Here is a 20,684-nt window from a genome sequence, read left to right as displayed (position 1 = left end):
CCGCTAATCCGTGCTGCAAAGTGGCTGTTAGCAGAATAACTGCAGAACCTCCATCAGCCGAGATACCTTGGTCAATCTAAGCAGAAACAGACCTCGGAGTACTTGAAGCACCAGCCGCTTGCCTTGTTTTATCCCCTTCACGTGCCCTACCAAACACAATGTAAAATACAACCCAAATCACAAACGATAGGCCTGCAAGCACGAGACTAATATTGCTAAAAACAAAGCCGAAGGAATAACGGTACAGCGGATTCCAGCTCGAAACACTGCCCAGATCAACGGCTTTGCTGTAGACGCCAATTGCAATGCCTTGCGCAATGAAGTTGATCATGGCGAGCATGCCCATGCCGACGCCAACCTGATCTGCCTGCAACGTTCTGGACACGGAGTTGGAAACGGCGATGACCAGGAAGGACTGCCCCACGTTGCCGAGAATCAGGAAACCGGCAATGAGCAGCGGAGAGCTGCCTGTGAAAGTGGAGAGCAGCAGGAAGCAGCCCACCAATAAGCCGGCGGCCAGATAAGCGACGAAGGAGTTGCCTTTGGCATCTGCAAGTTTCCCGCCTTTGCGCCCGAATATAGCGGCCGCAGCGGCGGCCGGGATCATCATGAAGCCGATCCAAATGGAAGGCAGCTTGTGAACGTTGGCGAACAGCAGTGGGCTAAGCACGTAAAGGGAGCAGCAGGTGCCGTTCACAAGGAAGGAAATCGTAAGCCCGAGTGTGTACTTGGCATTCCTAAATAGCTTCGGAGCAATAAAAGGCTCAGCCGCCTTGTTGATACGAACAAGGAAGAAGGCCAAAGCGAGCAACGCGCCAAGAGCAAGCCATAATCCTTTGGATACGCTCATCAAAAGCAAAGCAATGGCCGCGGCGAGCAGGATCCCGCCAAGCCAATCAAAAGAGCCGCCGCTCCCCGGCTGCTCCTCGCGCAAATAGCGGCGGTACAAAGGGAGTACCGCCAGAACCAGCAGCGGCACCGCGAACAGCCACCGCCAATGGACGGTGCTGATGATCAAAGCCGCCACGACAGGGCCCAGCGCGTTGCCGAAGGCGAGCCCAACGGCTGTCATGCCGAGCGCGGCGCCCCGACGCTCGGGAGCGAAATACCGCAGCGGGATGATCATCGCAATGGCGGGAATGACGGCGGCTCCTGCGGCCTGCAGGCAGCGGCCGATGAGCGCCATCGCGAAGGTTTGCGAGGCCAGCCCGATCAGTGAGCCGGTCGCAAACAGGAGAAGCCCGAAGGTGACGATGCTTTTCAGCGTGTAGCGGTCAGCCAGCTTGCCGTAAGTAACAGCGCCGATCGCGTAGATGAGAATATAAGCGGAGGACAGCCAGCTTACTTGGGAGAGGCTGAGCGAGAATTGCTCGCTGATTTTTGGCAGGGCAATATTGAACATGATGCCGGTCATCATGGAAATCGTTAAAGTGAACATGAGAACACGCATTAATTTGTTGCTGTTTGGCTGCGTGCCGGCTGCAGGAACAGTTGTTGCTGTTTTTGTTGTTGCTGTTGTTGGGGCTGAGCTAATCATCAGGAAGATCACGTCCTTTTTCGTTTGGGATGACTGTCAGTACTGACTGACATATAGGGGATAAAAAAACTAGGGCTGCAATGCCCTAGTAAACACTTTTACACTCTCATGCACAAATGGTTCTAACCTGATACGGGAGTAATTCGTACGGCTGTCGAGATCATTCATGAACGCGCCGAATTGCATCATCATGAAGGAGAAGGCGTGAAGCTCCGGGTTATCGGGGATGATTTTGCCTTGATCCGCCATAGTGGTGAAATATTCGGTTAGAAATTCCAGCAGTTGCTGTGGATGCTTCTGGGTACGCTCGCGGAATCCCGGCAGCTGTCCGTCTTCTTTGAGCGAGATCTGAATCATTTTCCGATTGCGGTTCATGATCTCGTGATAGGTTTTTGTAATGAGCAGCAAGTCGGTTTCGAGCTCCCATACCAGCTTTTCGGCGAACAGCTTCTTCATTTCCTCCGCATAATGATAGCGGTCATAAGCCGCCTCAAGCAGCTTCTGCTTACTGCCGAAATGGCGGAATAACGTCTTCTCGCTGAGGCCTGCCGCGGTGGCAATCTCTAGTGTGGTTACCCCGTTGTAGCCCTTTTCGGCAATCAAATTAAGTGCGGATAAAAGCAGTCGATCGCTGCTGCCAATCTTGCTGCTGGTGCTGTTCATGGCCATCCCTCTTCCGAAACAATGTCAGTACTCACTGACATTTATCTTAAAGGACGTCGATGAGAAAGTCAACCAAAGAATCCAATGAGCAGAATACCGAGCGTGATGAGAATAGAGCAGGCGATCCGCTTCTTGCCTTGCTTTTCTTTGAGGACGACAATGCCCAAGATGGTGGCAAAAACGGTGCCAATCTCCCGAATCGGTGAGATATGGGCGACAGGCGCATATTTCATGGCGAATAAAAACAACAAATAAGACCCCGGATTCAGGATGGCTCCGAGCAAAATAATGCGGGTGTTCAGCTTCCACTCAAGCCGCAGCTGCTTGGAAGCGATGACGATCGGCGTCAGCGCAGCAACGAACCCGATATTCGTCACTTCGAGCAAGGAAATGGCCGAAACATGCTGTAAATTCAGCTTATCGACGAAGACGTAGCAGGTCGTGCATAAACCTACGCAAAGGGCCATCAAAAATGGTTTGATGGACCCGCTCGAGGTCATGCCTTTTCGTTTGCCAGTGAAAATGCCGCTTAGTGCAAGGAAGCCAGTGACCATAAAGAGCAGCCCAAGCCAGCCGTAGATGGATAAGGATTCTCTAAGGAACAAAACGCCGACAATAGGAATGAGTAAGGTGCTGGTACCCCGCATAATCGGATATATTTGAGACAAATCGCCCATATTGTAGGTGCGTGCCAAGAGCAGCGCATAGACGCTCTGAAAAGCCGCTGACAAGAGCAGAAGCCCGTAAGAAGATAAGGATAAAGGATGAAGCCATAATTCTCTGATCAAAAAAGGAAGCAAAACCACGGTGGTCACCATAATGATCGACCAGAGGAAGACGCTTTTATTATTGCTGCTTTTCGTAAATAAGCTCCAAATGGCATGGGTTAAGCCGGAAGCTATGACAAGTAAGATTGATACGATAACCAAGCCATCATCTCCAAACAAAATCGGTAAAATTATTCGCCTGGCGCATGCTCAGCTTGCTCGCTTACAACTGTGCCATCGGCTAAACGCAGCCAGGTTTCGAAATTACGTTCTCCTTGGCGGAGCCGGATCATCCGCGCGCCGCGGGGAAAGCCTTCTTTGCCGTACGTGTTATACCCGGTGGCACGACCGTAGCAAAGCTCAATGCCATGCAGCTTGCCACGGTAGTCGTTGATATGGTCGTGGCCGCAGAAGGTGCCGATGACATCGCCTCTTTCCACCATAGCTGAGAAAAGGCCGGAGTTAACCGGTGCGCAGCACACAGGTTCATGCTTGCTGCCATAACAGATTTCTGTGTCCCAGACTTGCTTATATTCCGGGAGCGGGATGTGGAAGAAAGCCAGTGCAGGCAAGGTTTGTTCAGCATTTTCTGCTTGAAGCTTTCTCGAGTTTTCTACATACCAACCGATTTGGCTGCTGCGAATCCAATCGTATCCTTGGATATGCGGCACGGGGGATTGGTTGCCCGAGTCAAAAAAATACAAGGCCGCAGCGGCTGCTCCATCAGCACCTTGAATGGATAACGCGTAGTTGCCTGTGCCGTGAATATCGCGCGGACCGCGCTGTGTCACGGTATGCGGTTGTTTCAACACGGCTTGCATGAGGTCTTCACGCGTAATGATCGTTTCCGTATCGTGGTTGCCGAATACAACCGCCCAGGGGATGCCGCGCGTTTCTGCGGCGTGGACGGCTTCCCGAAATGCTTCCAGCGGCTGTTCGCATCCAGGGTTGCCGGGATTCACGTATCCGGTGTAGATAACATCGCCTGTAAATACAACCAGATCAGGCTTCTCTGCATCCAGCACATCTTCCATCAGCTTCCGCGTCTTCTGATCGAGGGTGCCGCCGTCTATCCAATGTAAATCTGTAAATTGAGTAATCGTAAAGGTTTGATCTTCACGAAAGAGAAGTTGATGCTGCATAAGTGTAGCCCTCCAGTTTTTTTTGTGAGAGTGTTGTTTTCATGTGGTTTTTTATTAAAATGTTGTTGTTTGTTGACAATTGTATATCCGACGCTCTGGAACTGTCAATGAGAAATTTACAAATCATTTACTTTTCATTTCATCTTATAAATAATGGTTCCGGGCTGGATCATAAAAGAGAGGTGAGATGATCAATCGTCTTCTGGCGTCGCGTTGACAGGCTAACCTCCTACTTATACACTAGATGAAAACAACATGAAACATCACGATGCTGCTATCATCGGTCATAGGCAGGAGGTTATTTATGTCATTAACATTCGAGGATCGCAGGATGAAGATCCTGAATCATTTGGAGATGGAAGGAAAAGTCCAGGTTCTTCATTTGTCTGAGCTCCTCAGCGTTTCGACCGAAACGGTCCGGAGGGACTTGGATCGCTTGGAGAAGGAAGGCAAACTTCGCAAAGTGTACGGCGGCGCAGTTAAAATGCGCATGGAGCTTGTCGAGCCGCCTTTTCTGAGACGGACGCAAATGATGAAGAAAGAGAAAACGGCGATTGGCAAGGCGGCTGCATCCATCGTGCAGGACGGGGAAACGATCATGCTCGATAACAGCACGACAACGCTCGAGATCTTGCCTTACTTGAAGGATCATACGAATGTTACCTTGATCACGCACTCTGTCCCAGTCCTTAATCTGGCAATGGAGACTTTCGGCGGCCGAATTATTTTCTTGGGCGGGGAAGTCAGTCTGGAACTCAAAGCGGCCACAGGTTCCCTTACGGATCAGATGCTGGATCAATTTAAGGTGAACAAAGCGTTCATCTCGGTTGGCGGTATTTCCCTTGCCGACGGGATTACCGACTTTCATTTGGCCGAAGCGGTCATTTCCCGAAAAATGATGCAGCGGGCGGAAGAGGCGATTCTGGTGGCCGACCATTCCAAATTCGGTATGTCGACATTCGCGCGAGTGGCCAAGCTGGATGAAATCTCGATGCTGATCACGGACTCGGGCTGTCCGAAAGACTGGATTGACACCATCGAAGCGCTGGGCATTGAAGTGTTGATCGGCGAGTAACCCCGAGTCATCCCATAATCGCTACTGAACCGCTTGCATATAGCGGGGAGGTAGCGATTTTTCCTTTGTTTTTCAGGGAATTCTCATAAAATGAAGATGCTACAAAAAGAGGCGACGACCTTTCTTAAGAAAACAATATGATTGAAAAATAAGCGATATACGGCTTCTACCTTCACCATGTATGCTTCATTCACAGGCTAATCCGCATATGGCATTAGCGCCAAATCATCAATAAACTTCCAGGGGAGTGTTTCTATGAAAAGAAATAAAGCATTCAAAGTACTTCCTGTACTTGCCTCCGCGCTCGTACTATCCTTAGTAGCAGCTTGCGGCAATTCAGGGACAACCAAAGAAGCAAACGGAAGCGCATCGCCGGCTACATCGGCATCCGTTTCCAAAGATCCTGTGAAAGTGACCTTATGGACACCGATGAATCCCAACGCGAAAGCGGTTGTCAAAAGCTTGAACGAGCTTCCTATGGTTCAGGAATGGGCGAAAAAGACGAATGTGTTGTTTGACTTCCAGCATTCCTCCGGAAACACGCCGCAGGATGACGTTCAGCAGTACGGCGTAATGGTTGCTTCTAATAACTTGCCGGATTCGATGCTTTGGAACTGGAATAGCGTGCAGGGTGGAACCGCCAAAATGTTCAAAGACGGCACGATCATTAAACTCAATGATTTAATTGAGAAAAATGCACCGAATTTGAAAAAAATCCTGGATGCCAATCCGCAGATTGCCAAGCAAATTAAAGCGGACAACGGCGATATTTACGCGCTGCCTCACTTGAAGGTCGGCCAATACGGCCAATACAAGACGTTTAGCGGTATGGTTATTCGTCAGGATTGGCTCGAAGAGCTTGGTTTGCAAGCGCCGGAAACCGTTGATGAGTGGGAAACGGTGCTGAGAGCTTTCAAAGAGAAGAAAGGCGTAATTCCTTTCACGCTGAACAAAAGCTATCCGCTTTCCTTCGCTGACTTTGCAGGCGCCTATGGAGTTGCGGGCATGTCGACGATCGCCAACGCAAGCTCTTTCTACATTGATGGCGGCAAAGTGAAATTCGGCCCTACCCAGCCGGAGTTTAAGCAATATTTGACGACGATGCAAAAATGGTACAAAGAAGGTCTGATCGATCCGGACTTCGCTTCGAATGATACGAAAACGATGGATGCCAAAATTACCTCCGGCAAGGCAGGCGCGTTCTACGGCTTCATCGGCGGCAGCATCGGTACATACACACCGGCGCTTCAGAAAACAGATCCGAAAGCGAAGCTGGCGGCTGTGCAGTATCCGGTTCTGAAAAAAGGCGACGAGCCGAAGTTCGTGCAGGCGTCATGGGAATATGACAATATCGGAACGGTTATTACAAGCTCCAATAAGCATGCGGCAGAAACGGTCAAAGCCATCGACTATCTGTACAGCGACGAAGGAGCAATGCTCAAAAACTTCGGCATAGAAGGCCAAACGTATACCAAAGCCGACGGTCAGCCGAAGTACACGGACTTGATCCTGAAAAACCCGGACAACCTGCCGATTTCCCAAGCGATGGCCAAATATTTTATCGCCAACTACGGCTTCTCCGGTTTGGATGATGACCGTTACAACGATCAGTACTACCAATTGCAAGCTCAGAAAGACGCCGTGAAGCTGTATGCCAAATATGCGAACAACGCGTATAAAGTCATGCTTCCGCCAGTTGTTCTCTCGACCGATGAAGCCAAAGAGTCTGCGAAGATTCTGAATGATGTCAGCACACTGCTGACGGAACAAATCACGAAAGTCGTGATGGGCACTGTGAAAGTAGAAGACTACGATAAAACGATGGAGCAAGTGAAAAAGATGAACATTGACCGTGCGGTTGAGATTTACCAAGCGGCGACGGATCGTTATAACAAACGTTAATAGAAGGCTGGAGTACGGGGAGCTCAGCCTCCTCTTTTTAATACATCCGTAAGGAAGTGAGAACATGGCGAATTCCATTCGGGGTCTACTCGACGACATTAGAAAAAATCGCGCAATCTACCTGATGGTATTGCCGGTTGCGCTGTACTTCTTCATTTTTAAATATTTCCCGATGTACGGAGCGGTGATCGCTTTCAAGGATTTTAGCCCGGCGAAAGGGATCTGGGGCAGTGATTGGGTCGGTTTTGCCCATTTCAAAGATTTCTTTCAAAGCTATTATTTTGTACGCGTGCTGCGCAATACGTTCTTAATCAGCTTCTATAATCTGATTTTCGGCTTCCCGGCACCGATTATTCTCGCGATTTTGCTCAATGAAATTCGCCAGAAGATGTTCAAATCCATCGTGCAGACGATTTCCTATTTGCCGCATTTTATCTCCATTGTCGTTATTTCTGGATTAATTATTGATTTTACAAACCGCGGTGGCATTGTGAATTCGATCATTATGTTCTTTGGCGGTCAGGATTCAGCGCTCATGAATAATGCGGAAAACTTCCGTACCATCTTCGTATCCACATCGATTTGGCAAGAGCTGGGCTGGTCGTCCATTATTTATTTGGCTGCGCTTAGCGGCATTAACCCCGAGCTGTACGAAGCTGTTCGTGTTGACGGGGCGGGAAGATTCCGCCAAATCTGGAGCGTAACGCTGCCGGGACTCATCCCGACGATCATGATCCTGCTCATTCTTCGGATCGGCGGCTTGATGGAGGTCGGCTTTGAGAAGATTGTCCTGCTTTATAATCCGAATACGTATGAAACGGCGGATGTGATCTCATCTTTTGTGTACAGAGAAGGGCTTGCCCAAGGAAATGATTACAGCTATACGACGGCTGTAGGTCTGTTCCAATCGATGATTAACTTTGCCTTGCTTATTAGCGCTAACAGCATATCCCGCCGATTCTCGGGCAGCCGGTTGTGGTAGCCTAATCTGACGACGCCGGCTTTTCTTACGAAAAGCTCTCAGGAGGAAACGAACGATGAAATTAAGCGCATCTGAGCGTCTATTCGATATCGGTAATGCGATTCTTATGATCTTGTTAATTATTTGTACCGTGTACCCGTTCTACTACGTGTTCATGGCCTCTATCAGCGACTCGAACTTGCTCATTCAGCATACGGGGCTGCTTCTTAAACCGTTAGGTTTTAACTTAAGCGCCTTTGAAAAGGTGATTGCGAATCCGAACATTTTGACCGGGTATGGAAATACACTTTTAATTTTGATTCTAGGTACAGCGGTTAATCTGTTTTTTACAACACTCGGCGCTTATGCACTGTCCAGAAAGTTTGCTTTGCGTAAATTCCTCATGATCAGCATTGTGTTCACGATGTATTTCAGCGGAGGCTTGATTCCGACTTACCTGCTGATCAACAATTACTTGCACATGGGCAACAGCTATCTGGCGCTGATCGTGCCGGTAGCCATATCCACGTGGAATTTAATTATTATGCGGACATCGTTCGAAGCCATTCCGGAAGGGTTGATGGAGTCGGCCAAGATTGACGGTGCAGGCGAGTGGCGCATTTTGTTCCAGATCGTGGTGCCTTTGTCGATGCCGGTTATTGCCGTCATGGTGCTCTACTACGGTGTTGCGCACTGGAATTCCTGGTTTAACGCGATGCTATTCCTTCATGATCGGGAGAAATTCCCGCTGCAGCTGATTCTGCGCGAAATTCTCGTCCAGAACAGCACAGATTCGATGACCACTGGAACGGGAAATGCGAACGACACGCAAGCGATTGGGGAAAGCATTAAATATGCAACGATCATGGTTGCGACGTTACCGATCCTTATTGCTTATCCATTTTTACAAAAATATTTCGTAAAAGGTGTTATGGTCGGAGCGATTAAAGAATAATTAAACCAGAACCTGTTCTCTTTTTGGATGTTCGAAAAGAGGGCGGGTTATTTGGGTTTTCGGCTGAATGGCCAGGAAATCAATAAAAAATGATGATGCTGCAAGAATCGTAGATGTACATTGGGGAAAGAAGATGGGATAATGCGCATACAGCATGAGTAGGGGAGGGGCTTCTTTCATGAAGCGGAGCGTATTTCTTTTTTGGCTTTATTCGAACTTAACCATACTTTGTATCCCCATTGTCATCACGATGTTGGTACTTTTTCAATCGCAGCATTTGTTGAACTCGGAGGTCATCCGCTCCAATAAAGCACTGCTCAATCAGGTGAAGCAATCTCTGGATAATCAATTTAAGGATATTAAACGGATGGGTCTGCAGCTCTCTTTGGACCCGAAAGTGATTAAATATGTAAATCAGACGGAATTCAACAGCTCGCAAGTGAAAATCGACACGCTCGACCTTATCACATCTCTTCGTTCCTACGCGGCATCGAACGGGGATATCAACGATTTATATGTGTATATGAAAAAGCAGCATTTCGGTGTCACCACCTCGACAATGAATCAAGACGATCTGCTGTTCCAATTGCTTCACGAGCCTAATAAAGGGATAACCTTTAAAAAGTGGAGCGACAGCATGGAGAAGATCTATTTCGGTAATTTTCTGCAATTAGCCGAAGATGACATGGTGTATATGCAGTCTCTGCCTATTCAGAATGCCGATGAAGCACCGGCGACGCTAGTGGTTATGCTCAATGCGGAGCGTCTGAAAGCAGCCATCTCCAACATTCAGCTGGCCCAGGCCGGTATTGTGCTGATTCTGGACTCGGGCAACAAGCCGATGATGATTGCAGGCGAGCCGGGGCATGTTTCCGATCTTGATTTGGCGCAGATTTCGTCCTCAGCAGAAGGTTCGTTTAGCCAGAAATGGGACAAGGAAGAGGTGACGGTTTCCTACGTTTCCTCCGTCGAAAATGAATGGAAATATGTCTCGATCGTGCCTACAAAAATATACGCGGCGAAAGTCAGCCAATTGCGCAGCTGGATTTATGCAGGCTTATTCCTGTGTATTTTCGTCGGCGGGCCGATGTCCATTTGGTTGACGAGCAGGCATTATATGCCGATTCGCCGCATGGTGGATTTGGTATCCCCCAAGGTTAAATCGAACATGCAGGACAGCAAAGACGAGTTCCTGCTGCTGCAATCTTTCATGTCGGAAAATGCGGCCTTTCAGGATACGGCGAATACGACCATCCGGAAGCAGCAAGACGTGCTGCGCAGCCATTTTCTGGCACGCCTCCTCAAAGGCCGAGTTGAGAGCGGCTCAGCCCTCGCGCAATCGATGGCATCGTTTGACCTGCGGTTTGAGACGAACCGTTTTGCGGTTTTGCTTTTTCATATCGGCGATTACTCCGCTTTGTTCAATGACAACGGCTCGCGGGATAGCGAATCCAAGCTGCAATATGTGTACTACATTGTGACGAACATCACGGAGGAACTGCTTGGCCGCAAGCATACGGTGTTTACGACCGAAGTGGACGGCATGATCGCCTTCCTCGTTAATATCCAACATGAGGATGAGGCGCAGGCGAAGCAAGAGTTAATCGATGCTGCACAAGTGGCGCAGGAAGTGATTCAGGGGAAATTTTACATTCAGCTGACGATTGGCATCAGTGACATTCATCCGACGCTGGCCGGAATTCCGCACGGGTTCGATGAGGCGTTGGAGGCGCTGGAGTACAAATTCGTCATTGGCCCGAGCCAAATCATTCCGTTTGACCGGATTAAAAGGCCGAAGAATGAGCTGTATTATCCGCTCGATATGGAGCGTCAGCTCATCAATCATATCCGCACGGGGCAGTACGAGGAGGCTATGGAGGCGGTCAGCGAGCTGATCGTCACGAATGTGTCCGACGGCACGCTGTCTCTGCAGCTGGGCAAGCTTCTTATGTTTGAGCTGATCGGTACGATACTGAAAGCGATTGAGCATCTGGATCAGGGGCCGAACGAGCTGGCCGTGGAGAAGCATGCGTTAATTAAACAATTGACCCAGTGCGAGTCATTCGCGGAAATTGAAGATGAAATTTATAAATTTTTGAAAACTGTCTGCGATTACGTGGACTCCAAAAAGAAAAGCCACAATACGAATCTGAAGGATCATGTGCTCAGCTATATCGACGAGCATTTGGCGGATATGGATCTCAGTCTAACCTCGCTGTCGTTGAAATTCGAAGTGAATGCCCCCTATTTGTCACGCTTCATTAAGGAGCAGTCGGGTGAAACCTTCATTGATTACGTCAATAAGCAGCGCGTCCAATTAGCTAAAAAATTAATGATGGACACCGATGACACGATTACGGATATTACGCAAAAAGTCGGGTTCTCGAACAGCAACACCTTTATTCGTGTGTTTAAACGTTACGAGGGGATCACACCAGGGCAGTTCAGAAAAGGCGATCAGCTATGATCGTCTTGTTTCTATTGGATAAGATGAAGAAATTGGCAAATACTAACCGCATGGTGAACAGGCGGGAGGGAGAAGCATGGAATTGCCACAAAATTCATTCCAAATCTCTACAGAGATTAAGACGAATATGCGTAAGCTTTTCGAATGCTTTCACTCCTCCGACGATATTCGCACCAGGGAATTTCGCCTGCAGGGCGTTCAAGGTGCGATTCTTTATCTTAATGCCGCTACGAACCGGGATAAGCTGCAGTCGGATGTTTTGAGGCCTTTACTCGAATCCAAGGAGGGGCTCTTGGAGGATATTCTTCCCATCCTTGATATCGAAATCGCCACCGATTTGGAGATGGCGGCTGCGGGGATGCTGCAGGGGAAATGCGCGATTCTGCTCGATCAACGCGCGGACATTATTCTTGCCGATGTTGCCGCCAACATGGAGCGCAGCATCACGGAATCCCAGAATGAGCAAGTCATTCGCGGTTCTCATGACGGTTTTATCGATGACGCAGACGTTAACATGCAGATGATTCACAAACGGCTCAAAAATCCCAATCTGGTTGAACGAGACTTCACCTTAGGCGCGCAAAGCCCGACAGGCGTCAAGCTGTTATATATGAGCGAGCTTGCAGATCTCCATGTGGTTAACGAAGTAATTGCCAGACTTTTGACGAATGAGGATGTATTTATTAAATCACCCGGACAAATTTTGAATCGTTTGGAGAGCAGTTGGTGGTCGCCATTTCCACAATTACTGTATACCGAAAGACCCGACACCACCGTTTCCCATCTGATGGAGGGAAGAGTCATCTTGCTGGTCGATGGCAGTTCGTTTGCGGTCGTTCTTCCGGTCACGTTTTTTATGTTTTTTCAAATTGCAGACGATTTCAATGTCCGGTGGTGGAACGGGACTTTTTTTCGCTTTCTCCGGTTTATTAGCGTGATGATCGGGCTGGCGCTTCCTTCCGTTTATATTTCCATCGTCTCGAACCATTTCGAAGTGCTGCCGATTGATTTGCTTTTTTCCTTGAAGGCTTCCTTAGAAAATATACCTTTCAATCCTCTCATAGAAGCACTGTTTATGATTACCGTGCTCGAACTGCTGCGAGAAGCGGCAATCCGGCTCCCGAAGTCTATTGCGTCGACCTTGTCCATTGTTGGAGGTCTGGTTATCGGCAGTGAGGTGGTCAACGCCGGATTAGTGTCTACGACGATGATCGTCGTTATTTCATTGACCGCCGTTGCTTCTTTCAGTCTGCCATCTCATGAAATGCGCCTCGCGGTTCGGTTGGTCAGCTTCCCGATCATGATTGCTTCTTTGCTGCTTGGATTTGCCGGGATCGCCTTCAGCTTTTCGCTGTTGTTTATGCATCTAAGCAAGCTTGAAACGTACGGGGTCCCTTACTTTTACCCATTTACACCATTCCAGCCACGCAGGATCTTGACTACGCTTGTTCAGCTTCCTAAGCGGATCTTTCGCAGGAAAGCTTCGGATAGGAGGGTGTCATGAGCAGAATGCAATTATTTGCTTTCATCCTGCAAACTCAGGTAGGCATCGGCGTGTTGTCTTTCCCCTACGTCTTGCATCAAGCTGCGGGTGAAGACGGCTGGATTTCCGTCATATTGGCAGGGGTATGTGTCAATGTACTTCTTATTATTTATGCCGCTCTGTGCCAACGATTTCCAAAGAAAAACTTCTATGAGTTTATGCCGCTTGTTCTAGGCAAATGGCTGGGGAATGTGGTCAACGCCTTTTACACCTTCCATTTTCTGTTTCTATCCTGTTTGGTTTTGCTGATGGAAATGATGTTTGTCGAGCTCTGGATATTGCCGTTTACGAATCCATGGCTCGTCATTGCAGCCAACTTTATCATATTGATCTATTTTGCGAAAGAACGATTGACCATCATTGCGCGTTATCACACAATGGTTACCTTTCTGCTCATCCTAATGGTAGCGATGATGCTGACCAGCTTTTACACGATGGATTATCGCTATCTGCTGCCTATCGGACAGAAGGGCTGGACAGCCATTATAGCGGGAGTGAAAAGTTCCGTGATCACCTTCCTCGGTTTCGAGTTGTTCCTGATCGTATCCTCTGATGTGCAATCCAAAGACAAGAGCATATTGGCTCCAGTACTGTGGGCAAACACGATGGCGACCTTGTTCTTTTTGGTTGTCGTTCTGTTGTGCTTTCTGAATTTCAGCCCCGAGTCGATTCCCTTCATCCCGCAGCCTGTTCCTTACTTTTTGAACGGGATTTCCCTGCCTTTTCTGGAACGGATGGATTTGATTTTCCTTTCCGTCTGGTTGGTCAAAGTGACAGCATCGCTCATTAGCTACATGTATGCCGCAGGCAAAGGGTTCGGTTATTGGTTTCATAACAATGAACACAGAAAAGCTATGTATTATTTAGTTCCCTTAGTCTGTTTGGTCGGTTTCGCGTGGCGTTCGGAAAAAAGGCTTGCCTTCTTACAGAAGGTGACGGAATTCGAGAGCTTCATCGCGATCGGACTTCCCGTTCTGCTTTTCTTGTTTGTTTGGTTAAAAGGCAAAAAAGGGGGACAGCAGCTGTGAATCGACTGGCGCTACTTTGGCTGATCGTTGTTTTGTTGTTGGTTTCCGGGTGCAGTTATCATTCTGATTTAAAAAATTTGCAGCTTATTTATGCAACCTCTCTGGATACGAACGAGAAAAATGAAATCGTGACGACCGTCACCATTCAATCTCCCGGAGGAAAGGAAAGAACCGTTCCCATTCATGAGGTGTTGACGGCAACTGGACCTACACTGCAGGAGTCCTTGTACAAAAAGATCGGCCTGCAAATTGCAGGGCCCATTGGTACTTCCAAAAATCAAGTTATGCTCATCTGCGATAAGCTGGCGAAATCGGATATTCTGAACCTCCTGGACGCCACATTTCGCAACTCAAACGATCCTATGCTGGCCAAAGTGGCGATCGTCCATGGCGAAGCAGCGGATTTGATTCGATTGAACCGCATCGGGTCCGCGACATCCGGAGAGTATTTGCGCAAAATTATTAAAAGCGCGCAATACGAAACGGTCATTCCGTTCGTCACTGTACATTCGATTTACCCTCTTCTTCATGATCGGGGGAAGGACGGCGTTATTCCGATTCTGAGAAGGGAGAACGGCACAGACAGTGAGACGGACAAAGATAAGGCCGTCATCGAAGGCGTAGGGCTTCTTAGTAAGAGTAAGTATACGGGATATTCTCTCACCCCTGAACAATCTTCCCTGTTCCTTTTAATGAACGGCAAGAAGGGTGAAATCTGTATTATGACGCGCAGAATAGAAGAGGCGAAGGGCAAAAACGATCTGTCTCAGTACATATCGCTAAACATTATCAAGTCGAGCAGCAGTAAAAAGGTTTCGGTTAGTTCATCCGGACATGTTCAAGTTCAATTGCAGCTGAAGCTGAAAGGGATTATCATCGAACACGCCAAATATAACCGCATTGACAAGAAGCTTATTGAGCAGCTGAACAAACGGTTCTCTGAGATGCTCACGCAGGAAGCGGAAGTCATTTGTAAGCAGCTTCAGAAAGCGCATTCTGATGCACTGGGCATCGGAAGGGATTTGATTGCTTTCCATCCGAAGGAGTGGAAAACGATCAATTGGGATCAAACATACCCTGAAGTGGATTTTAAGGTTTCGGTTAGTATGGATATTGTTTCTCATGGCATTATTAACTAGTTCGTCGAATGATGCCTCGGCTTGAATTCACTTGGCGACTGGCCGGTCCAGCGCCGGAATTGACGGGAGAAGTGGCTGGCCGAGTGGAATCCCAGCTTCTCCGCAATGTCCGTCATCGGCAGATGGGTTGTGACGAGCAGTTCCTTGGCCAGCTTCAGCTTCTGCTGACTGACATACTGGCGAGGGGATAGTCCGTACACCTTGGAGAACAGCTTGCTGCATTGGCTTCGGCTTAGGTTCATTTCCTTGGCGACCCCCGCTACTGTCGCCTCTTCGCATAAACCGAGCGCGAGCTTCTCTTCAATCATGTGCGCGATATCCGCTGTGAAAAGCGAAGGATCTTTCTCGGCGGCGTTTCCTTGCCCGCGAGAGGAGCCGTGTTCACGAAACAGCTGGAGCACATCGTGTATGATGAGCAGCGTATACGACTGCAGGAGCAGCTTATCCTCGAAACGCAAAGACGAGGTCTCGGCAGCCGTGTGATTGCGCTGCATCACACCCTCCAGCTCGCCAACGTAGAAACGGAGCTTGCTTCGTTCCGCTTCTTTGTGCCGGATATGCCGATAAGGCGCCTGGGAGAGCAGACTGCGAATCTCGGGATCATCGAGATCGAAATGTACATTAAAGAAACCGTAATCCGCCTGGGTGGTGTTGGAGGATTGATGCCTGACGCCTGACTTGATCAGCAGCCAGTCTCCCGCTTGCATCGTCACCCTATCACGGTTAATTTCATGAGCGACTTCACCTTCCACGCAGTACAGCAGCTCGAACAAATGGTGATGGTGTCTGGGGTAGTGCCACCCTGGAGGCTTCAAGCCAAAATGGCATCCGGTCACCTGAAGCGTATTAATAATATTAGGGAATCGATACAAATCCTCCAACTGTTGTTCCATCCGCCGTTCCTCCCGTTTGTCCTCGTAGTTGTTCCATCATACCATGCCATTTGGCACATTTGGTATAGAAAATGATCCATTTGGCGATGGAGATTCACGATCCTTTCAGCGAAGATGAGAGTAGGTAAACTTATAGAATTATCCGACAGTACTCATCATCCGGAGGGATCATTGTGGCCATTTTACAAGCCAGAGATAAACAATTTTTATTAGATGGGGAACCCTTTCAAATTTTGTCCGGAGCCATCCATTATTTCCGTGTAGTTCCTGAATATTGGGAAGATCGGCTCCTGAAGCTTAAAGCGTGCGGCTTTAACACTGTAGAGACTTATGTACCCTGGAATTTGCATGAGCCGCAGGAAAGTGTCTATAACTTTGAAGGCATTGCGGACATTGAGCGATTCATCGCACTCGCAGGCGAACTCGGACTTCATGTGATCGTTCGGCCAAGCCCTTACATCTGTGCGGAGTGGGAGTTCGGCGGGTTGCCGGCGTGGCTGCTGCAATACACGTATATGAAGCTTCGCTGCATGGATGCTACGTATTTGATGAAAGTAGATCGCTATTATGATGAGTTAATTCCTAGGTTAACCCGGTTACAAAGCACAAATGGCGGACCTATCATTGCGATGCAAATCGAAAATGAATACGGCAGCTACGGCAACGACACGGCATACCTTACGTATTTGCGTGAGGGTCTGACGAAGCGCGGCATAGATGTTTTGTTGTTTACATCGGATGGTCCGGAAGACGGCATGCTCCAAGGAGGAACAATTCCCAGTACGCTTGCGACGGTTAACTTTGGCTCCAGACCGGAGGAAGCGTTCGAGAAGTTCCGTGAATACCGTGCGGATGAGCCGCTTATGTGCATGGAGTATTGGAACGGCTGGTTCGACCACTGGCTGAAGCCGCACCACACGCGAGATGCAGGTGATGTCGCGGATGTCTTCGATCGCATGCTGCGCGCAGGGGCTTCTGTGAATTTCTACATGTTTCACGGCGGAACGAATTTTGGATTTTACAACGGTGCGAACTTTGCTGAGAAATACGAAGCAACGATTACGAGCTATGACTACGATTCACCTCTTTCTGAGTGCGGGGATGAAACGGAGAAATTTCGCGCCGTCCGCAGCGTTATTGCAAGCTACCTCAAGAAGGATGAGAAAGAGTTCCCTGCATTCCCAGCACCTATCCCGAAGAAAAGCTACGGCCGTGTAGCCTTAACAGAAAAAGCGGATCTGCTTGGGCAGTTGGCCCAGCTTTCCACGCCTGTTCAACGTACGTGTCCGGAGCCGATGGAGATGTTTGGCCAAAGCTATGGCTTCATCGTTTATTCGACACAGGTATCCGGTCCGCGAACCGGTGAAAAGCTGCACCTGCAAGAGGTGCACGACCGCGCGCAGATTTTCTTGGACGGCGTCTACCAAGGTACAATTGAACGTTGGGATCCGCGTCCTCTCCCACTGGACATTCCTGCAGGAGGCGCGAGACTGGACATCGTGGTTGAGAACATGGGCCGCGTTAACTACGGACCGAAACTGAAGGACTACAAAGGGATTACGGAAGGCGTTCGTTTCAACAATCAATTCTTGTTTGATTGGACGATTTATCCACTACCACTGGACAAAGTAGATGCCATTCCGTTCGTGCGTTCAGTGAAAAATGTAGAGCAGGATGAAACGCAGGAACAGGAGCGCCCGACTTTCTATCGCGGGGAATTTCACGTTGAAGATGCCGGAGACACCTTCATCCGTTTGGACGGATGGTCTAAAGGCGTTGTATGGATCAACGGTTTTAATCTTGGCCGTTACTGGGAAAAAGGACCGCAGCGTACGTTATATGTACCGGCGCCGTTACTGCGGAAGGGCAGCAATGAAATCATCGTCTTCGAACTTCATCATACAGAAGAACCGGTAGTTGCACTGACGGATACACCTGATTTAGGGTAAAACGGGAGGCATGAGCGAACTATGGCATCCATGGCTATCAAAAGAGTCATTATTTTAGGTATTGATGGTGCAGGAACATTCATCCGTGAAGCGCAGACCCCTTATTTGGATATTTTGCTTGCGGGAGGCGTGCAAACACACCTGGCTCGCACCGTTTATCCTTCCAACAGCGGGGAATGCTGGGGATCGCTTTTGCATGGTGTCGTGCCGAATCGGCATGAGTCTCATGTCCATATTCAAAAGAATCGAAGCTATCCGGCGGATTCTATGGCGCCCTCTATTTTTCGGATATTGCGAGAAGCAAGACCTGACAGTACAATGGCTGCATTCGTTTCATGGAAGCCCATTATTACCGGCGTAATTGAAGACATTGAAGGCATGAATAAATACGCCGCTCCGGATGAAGAGCTGGTTCCCGCTATCGGGGCGTACCTTCGTTCAAATCCAGGAGTGGAGCTCCTATTCGTTCAACTGGATGATGTGGATGCTGCCGGCCATCGCCATGGGTATGGGGAGGATTCCACGGAATACTTGAAGGCCATTACGCGTGCTGACAAGCAGATCGGCGAGATCAGCAAAGCGCTGCTGGAAGCGGGGGTGCTGGAAGACAGCCTGTTGATCATCACCACCGACCACGGCGGCGGCGGTTTGGATGCCTTTAATCATGGGAGTGACGCGCCGCGGGATATGACCATTTTCTGGGGCTGCCGGGGTCCTGGTATCAATTCGGAGGCCAACTTGTCCGGCCTGTCGATTATGGACACGGCGGCGGTCGCGCTTCATGCGCTCGGCCTGCAGATTCCGAAAGAATGGGATGCCAAGCTGCCTGCGGGATTACTGGATTAGGATCGGAATTGGGACAGTTCGATGATGGCCATCGGACTGTCTTTTGCTTTTTGCTTTTTGTTGTGCCGCCTATTTTACAAGCGTGATTTCCTTTTCTTGAATATTGTGCTCAAGAGAGGAGTGAGGGCGTTGATCCAAGTTACGATTGCCGCTGTCGGAGATTTATTGATGAAAAGTGAAATTATAGCTGCGGCCAAAAGGCCGGAAGGGCATGAGTTCGCCCCTATTTTCGAAGAGGTAACTCCCATTTTGAAAGCGCATGATTTGGCAATAGGCAATTTGGAGACGACCTTCTCCGGCAAAAGGCTGCTGGGCTCTCCCGGTATCCGCCCCAAATGCAACTGCCCCAGAGAACGGAGAAATCCAAGAACAGGCCTTCCTGTTTTTAATTGTCCGGATGGGCTCGCGGGTTCACTGAAAAAAGCTGGGTTCCATGTTCTGACGACAGCCAACAACCATTGCATGGACGGCGGGCGCAGCGGGGTGAAACGAACCTTGCAGGTTCTGGATGCGCACAAGCTTCAGCACACGGGAACTGCGCGTTCTGCGAAAGAAGCGCAAGGGCCGCTGATTGTGGATGTAAAAGGTGTGCGTATCGGCATAGTGGCCTATACCGAGAAAACCAATGCCATACCGGTACCGCAGAGGTGGCTGGTTAATCGGTTCAATGCGAATCAGATGAAGGCGGATATTCGGGGGATGAAAGATAAAGCGGACTTTATCATAGCTTGTCTTCATTTCGGTAAAGAGTATAGAAACTACCCGGATAGCAGCCAGAAAAAGTGGATGGAGTTCCTGTTCAGGCAAGGGGTGAACGTCGTCTTAGGTGCACATCCGCATGTGCTTCATCCGATTACTCAGTCCGTGAAGAAAGATAAATACGGCGTAGAACGAACGCGTGTCGCCGCTTCTTCTTTAGGGAATTTCGTATCTTCGAAATTGACGAAGGGGACGAACACGGTTCGGGGCATGATTCTGTCGCTCACTCTAACGAAGCATGACAATGGTCGAACGGACATCAGCGGCGTTGAGCAAATCCCTACCCTTGTGGAGCGGAGAAAAGGGGAGACGACAACGTACACCGTCGTTCCAGAGAGGCGTTGGGGGCGCTGATGGTCGAAATGCACTGAGCGCGTCTGGTGCTGCGTTAATGTAGTAAAACAAGCTTAGCGCAGCGGGGATGAGGTAACATGCCCCCGTGCTGGGTCGTTAACGTTGTTTTTCATCGCTAACGTATGCCGAATGCGTCTGGTGTCTGCGCTAACGTCGTAAAACAAGCTTCATGCAGCGGGGGTTGGGCAAGAAGCCCCCGCACCGAGTCATGATCGTTGTTTATCATCGCTAACGTATGCCGAATGCGTCACGTGTCTGCGTTGACTAAAACAAGCTAAACGCAGCGGGGATGAGTAAAAAGCCCCCGCACCGAGTCATGATCGTTGTTTATCATCGCTAACGTTGCCGAGCACACCACTTCACCCCTCTTACATTGCACTTTATGCAATATAAGAGGGGTTCCGCGCCTTCAATCTCGTAGTTCGTTGTACTAAGTACAACGAACTTGCCCGAAATGGCTGAAATAAACGACATTTCAGCCCAAAACATTGTACTTTGTACAATATAGAGAGGCGCCGGAGTCAAATTCCGCCTATATTGTTGTACTTTGTACAACGTAGATAGACCGTCAGGCTGAATGCATGCCGGTCTTTTGCCTTTTGCTATAGCTCCCCCCTGCAAAAGGGAACTACAAGCCGCTATTTGTTCCAAATCGGCTGTTTTCAACAGTTGAGCGGAACTACAGGGTCTTATCCGCCTCCTCG

16 protein-coding genes are annotated in these 20,684 nt (G+C 49.1%); 11 read left to right on the top strand and 5 right to left on the bottom strand.

The genetic code is table 11. The features are described 5' to 3' along the window. Window positions 1–76: 76 nt before the first annotated feature. From PCH02S_RS31870 to PCH02S_RS31855, 4 genes are all read right to left on the bottom strand, one after another. Window positions 77–1,537: an MFS transporter gene (locus PCH02S_RS31870; RefSeq protein ID WP_127458133.1), complete on the bottom strand. Its 1,461-nt coding sequence runs from the start codon at window positions 1,535–1,537 to the stop codon at window positions 77–79. A 69-nt stretch (window positions 1,538–1,606) separates the two neighbouring features. Beyond that, entirely contained in the window at window positions 1,607–2,200 is a 594-nt protein-coding gene (locus tag PCH02S_RS31865) for a TetR/AcrR family transcriptional regulator (RefSeq protein ID WP_307719956.1), read from the bottom strand. A gap of 68 nt (window positions 2,201–2,268) precedes the next feature. Then, entirely contained in the window at window positions 2,269–3,129 is an 861-nt protein-coding gene (locus PCH02S_RS31860) for an EamA family transporter (RefSeq protein ID WP_127458131.1), read from the bottom strand. Window positions 3,130–3,158: 29 nt separating this feature from the next. Continuing rightward, complete coding sequence (locus PCH02S_RS31855) at window positions 3,159–4,109, bottom strand: metallophosphoesterase family protein (RefSeq protein WP_127458130.1); 951 nt, start codon at window positions 4,107–4,109, stop codon at window positions 3,159–3,161. 304 nt (window positions 4,110–4,413) lie between these two features. On the opposite strand from PCH02S_RS31855, the gene PCH02S_RS31850 reads away from it, so the two are divergent. The 8 genes from PCH02S_RS31850 to PCH02S_RS31815 all read left to right on the top strand — a co-directional run bounded on the left by PCH02S_RS31850 (window position 4,414) and on the right by PCH02S_RS31815 (window position 15,179). Further along, a complete protein-coding gene (locus PCH02S_RS31850) occupies window positions 4,414–5,184 on the top strand; it encodes a DeoR/GlpR family DNA-binding transcription regulator (protein WP_127458129.1) in 771 nt (256 codons plus the stop codon). A 255-nt stretch (window positions 5,185–5,439) separates the two neighbouring features. Next, entirely contained in the window at window positions 5,440–7,086 is a 1,647-nt protein-coding gene (locus tag PCH02S_RS31845) for a type 2 periplasmic-binding domain-containing protein (protein ID WP_127458128.1), read from the top strand. Window positions 7,087–7,150: 64 nt separating this feature from the next. Beyond that, on the top strand, window positions 7,151–8,068 hold the full coding sequence (locus tag PCH02S_RS31840; protein ID WP_127458127.1) for an ABC transporter permease: 918 nt from the start codon (window positions 7,151–7,153) through the stop codon (window positions 8,066–8,068). Between the two features lie 55 nt (window positions 8,069–8,123). Beyond that, window positions 8,124–9,002, top strand: a complete 879-nt coding sequence (locus PCH02S_RS31835; RefSeq protein ID WP_127458126.1) for a carbohydrate ABC transporter permease — start codon at window positions 8,124–8,126, stop codon at window positions 9,000–9,002. Between the two features lie 178 nt (window positions 9,003–9,180). Further along, complete coding sequence (locus tag PCH02S_RS31830; protein ID WP_164819818.1) at window positions 9,181–11,469, top strand: helix-turn-helix domain-containing protein; 2,289 nt, start codon at window positions 9,181–9,183, stop codon at window positions 11,467–11,469. Between the two features lie 76 nt (window positions 11,470–11,545). Next, on the top strand, window positions 11,546–12,973 hold the full coding sequence (locus PCH02S_RS31825) for a spore germination protein (RefSeq protein ID WP_127458124.1): 1,428 nt from the start codon (window positions 11,546–11,548) through the stop codon (window positions 12,971–12,973). Further along, complete coding sequence (locus tag PCH02S_RS31820) at window positions 12,970–14,040, top strand: GerAB/ArcD/ProY family transporter (RefSeq protein ID WP_127458123.1); 1,071 nt, start codon at window positions 12,970–12,972, stop codon at window positions 14,038–14,040. The genes PCH02S_RS31825 and PCH02S_RS31820 overlap by 4 nt, the downstream gene beginning before the upstream one ends. Continuing rightward, the gene (locus PCH02S_RS31815; RefSeq protein ID WP_164819817.1) at window positions 14,037–15,179 is read left to right on the top strand and encodes a Ger(x)C family spore germination protein; all 1,143 of its coding nucleotides are present in this window, start codon (window positions 14,037–14,039) and stop codon (window positions 15,177–15,179) included. Before PCH02S_RS31820 ends, PCH02S_RS31815 begins: the two co-directional genes overlap by 4 nt. Here PCH02S_RS31815 and PCH02S_RS31810 read toward each other — a convergent pair. Further along, complete coding sequence (locus PCH02S_RS31810; RefSeq protein ID WP_246069341.1) at window positions 15,176–16,072, bottom strand: AraC family transcriptional regulator; 897 nt, start codon at window positions 16,070–16,072, stop codon at window positions 15,176–15,178. The two genes, PCH02S_RS31815 and PCH02S_RS31810, sit on opposite strands and share 4 nt — an antisense overlap. A 173-nt stretch (window positions 16,073–16,245) precedes the next feature. Between PCH02S_RS31810 and PCH02S_RS31805 the strand changes: the two genes are divergently transcribed. From PCH02S_RS31805 to PCH02S_RS31795, 3 genes are all read left to right on the top strand, one after another. Beyond that, window positions 16,246–18,021 (top strand): glycoside hydrolase family 35 protein, encoded by a 1,776-nt coding sequence (locus PCH02S_RS31805; RefSeq protein ID WP_407670151.1) that lies wholly within the window; start codon window positions 16,246–16,248, stop codon window positions 18,019–18,021. Between the two features lie 21 nt (window positions 18,022–18,042). Further along, window positions 18,043–18,867, top strand: a complete 825-nt coding sequence (locus PCH02S_RS31800) for an alkaline phosphatase family protein (protein WP_246069339.1) — start codon at window positions 18,043–18,045, stop codon at window positions 18,865–18,867. Window positions 18,868–18,996: 129 nt separating this feature from the next. Further along, window positions 18,997–19,980, top strand: a complete 984-nt coding sequence (locus tag PCH02S_RS31795) for a CapA family protein (protein ID WP_127458120.1) — start codon at window positions 18,997–18,999, stop codon at window positions 19,978–19,980. Window positions 19,981–20,684 lie beyond the last annotated feature (704 nt).

The organism is Paenibacillus chondroitinus NBRC 15376 (genome assembly GCF_004000765.1).
Classification (GTDB): Bacteria; Bacillota; Bacilli; order Paenibacillales; family NBRC-103111; genus Paenibacillus_E; species Paenibacillus_E chondroitinus.
The sequence above is the reverse complement of the archived record's forward strand: the minus strand, read 5'-3'. Positions and strand labels throughout refer to the sequence as shown.

What these genes read in the sequence shown, in the direction of transcription:
- PCH02S_RS31870 (WP_127458133.1), bottom strand. Translation starts at nt 1,537, where the DNA reads ATGATTAGCTCAGCCCCAACAACAGCAACAACAAAAACAGCAACAACT.
- PCH02S_RS31865 (WP_307719956.1), bottom strand. Translation starts at nt 2,200, where the DNA reads ATGAACAGCACCAGCAGCAAGATTGGCAGCAGCGATCGACTGCTTTTA.
- PCH02S_RS31855 (WP_127458130.1), bottom strand. Translation starts at nt 4,109, where the DNA reads ATGCAGCATCAACTTCTCTTTCGTGAAGATCAAACCTTTACGATTACT.
- PCH02S_RS31850 (WP_127458129.1), top strand. Translation starts at nt 4,414, where the DNA reads ATGTCATTAACATTCGAGGATCGCAGGATGAAGATCCTGAATCATTTG.
- PCH02S_RS31845 (WP_127458128.1), top strand. Translation starts at nt 5,440, where the DNA reads ATGAAAAGAAATAAAGCATTCAAAGTACTTCCTGTACTTGCCTCCGCG.
- PCH02S_RS31840 (WP_127458127.1), top strand. Translation starts at nt 7,151, where the DNA reads ATGGCGAATTCCATTCGGGGTCTACTCGACGACATTAGAAAAAATCGC.
- PCH02S_RS31835 (WP_127458126.1), top strand. Translation starts at nt 8,124, where the DNA reads ATGAAATTAAGCGCATCTGAGCGTCTATTCGATATCGGTAATGCGATT.
- PCH02S_RS31830 (WP_164819818.1), top strand. Translation starts at nt 9,181, where the DNA reads ATGAAGCGGAGCGTATTTCTTTTTTGGCTTTATTCGAACTTAACCATA.
- PCH02S_RS31825 (WP_127458124.1), top strand. Translation starts at nt 11,546, where the DNA reads ATGGAATTGCCACAAAATTCATTCCAAATCTCTACAGAGATTAAGACG.
- PCH02S_RS31820 (WP_127458123.1), top strand. Translation starts at nt 12,970, where the DNA reads ATGAGCAGAATGCAATTATTTGCTTTCATCCTGCAAACTCAGGTAGGC.
- PCH02S_RS31810 (WP_246069341.1), bottom strand. Translation starts at nt 16,072, where the DNA reads ATGGAACAACAGTTGGAGGATTTGTATCGATTCCCTAATATTATTAAT.
- PCH02S_RS31800 (WP_246069339.1), top strand. Translation starts at nt 18,043, where the DNA reads ATGGCATCCATGGCTATCAAAAGAGTCATTATTTTAGGTATTGATGGT.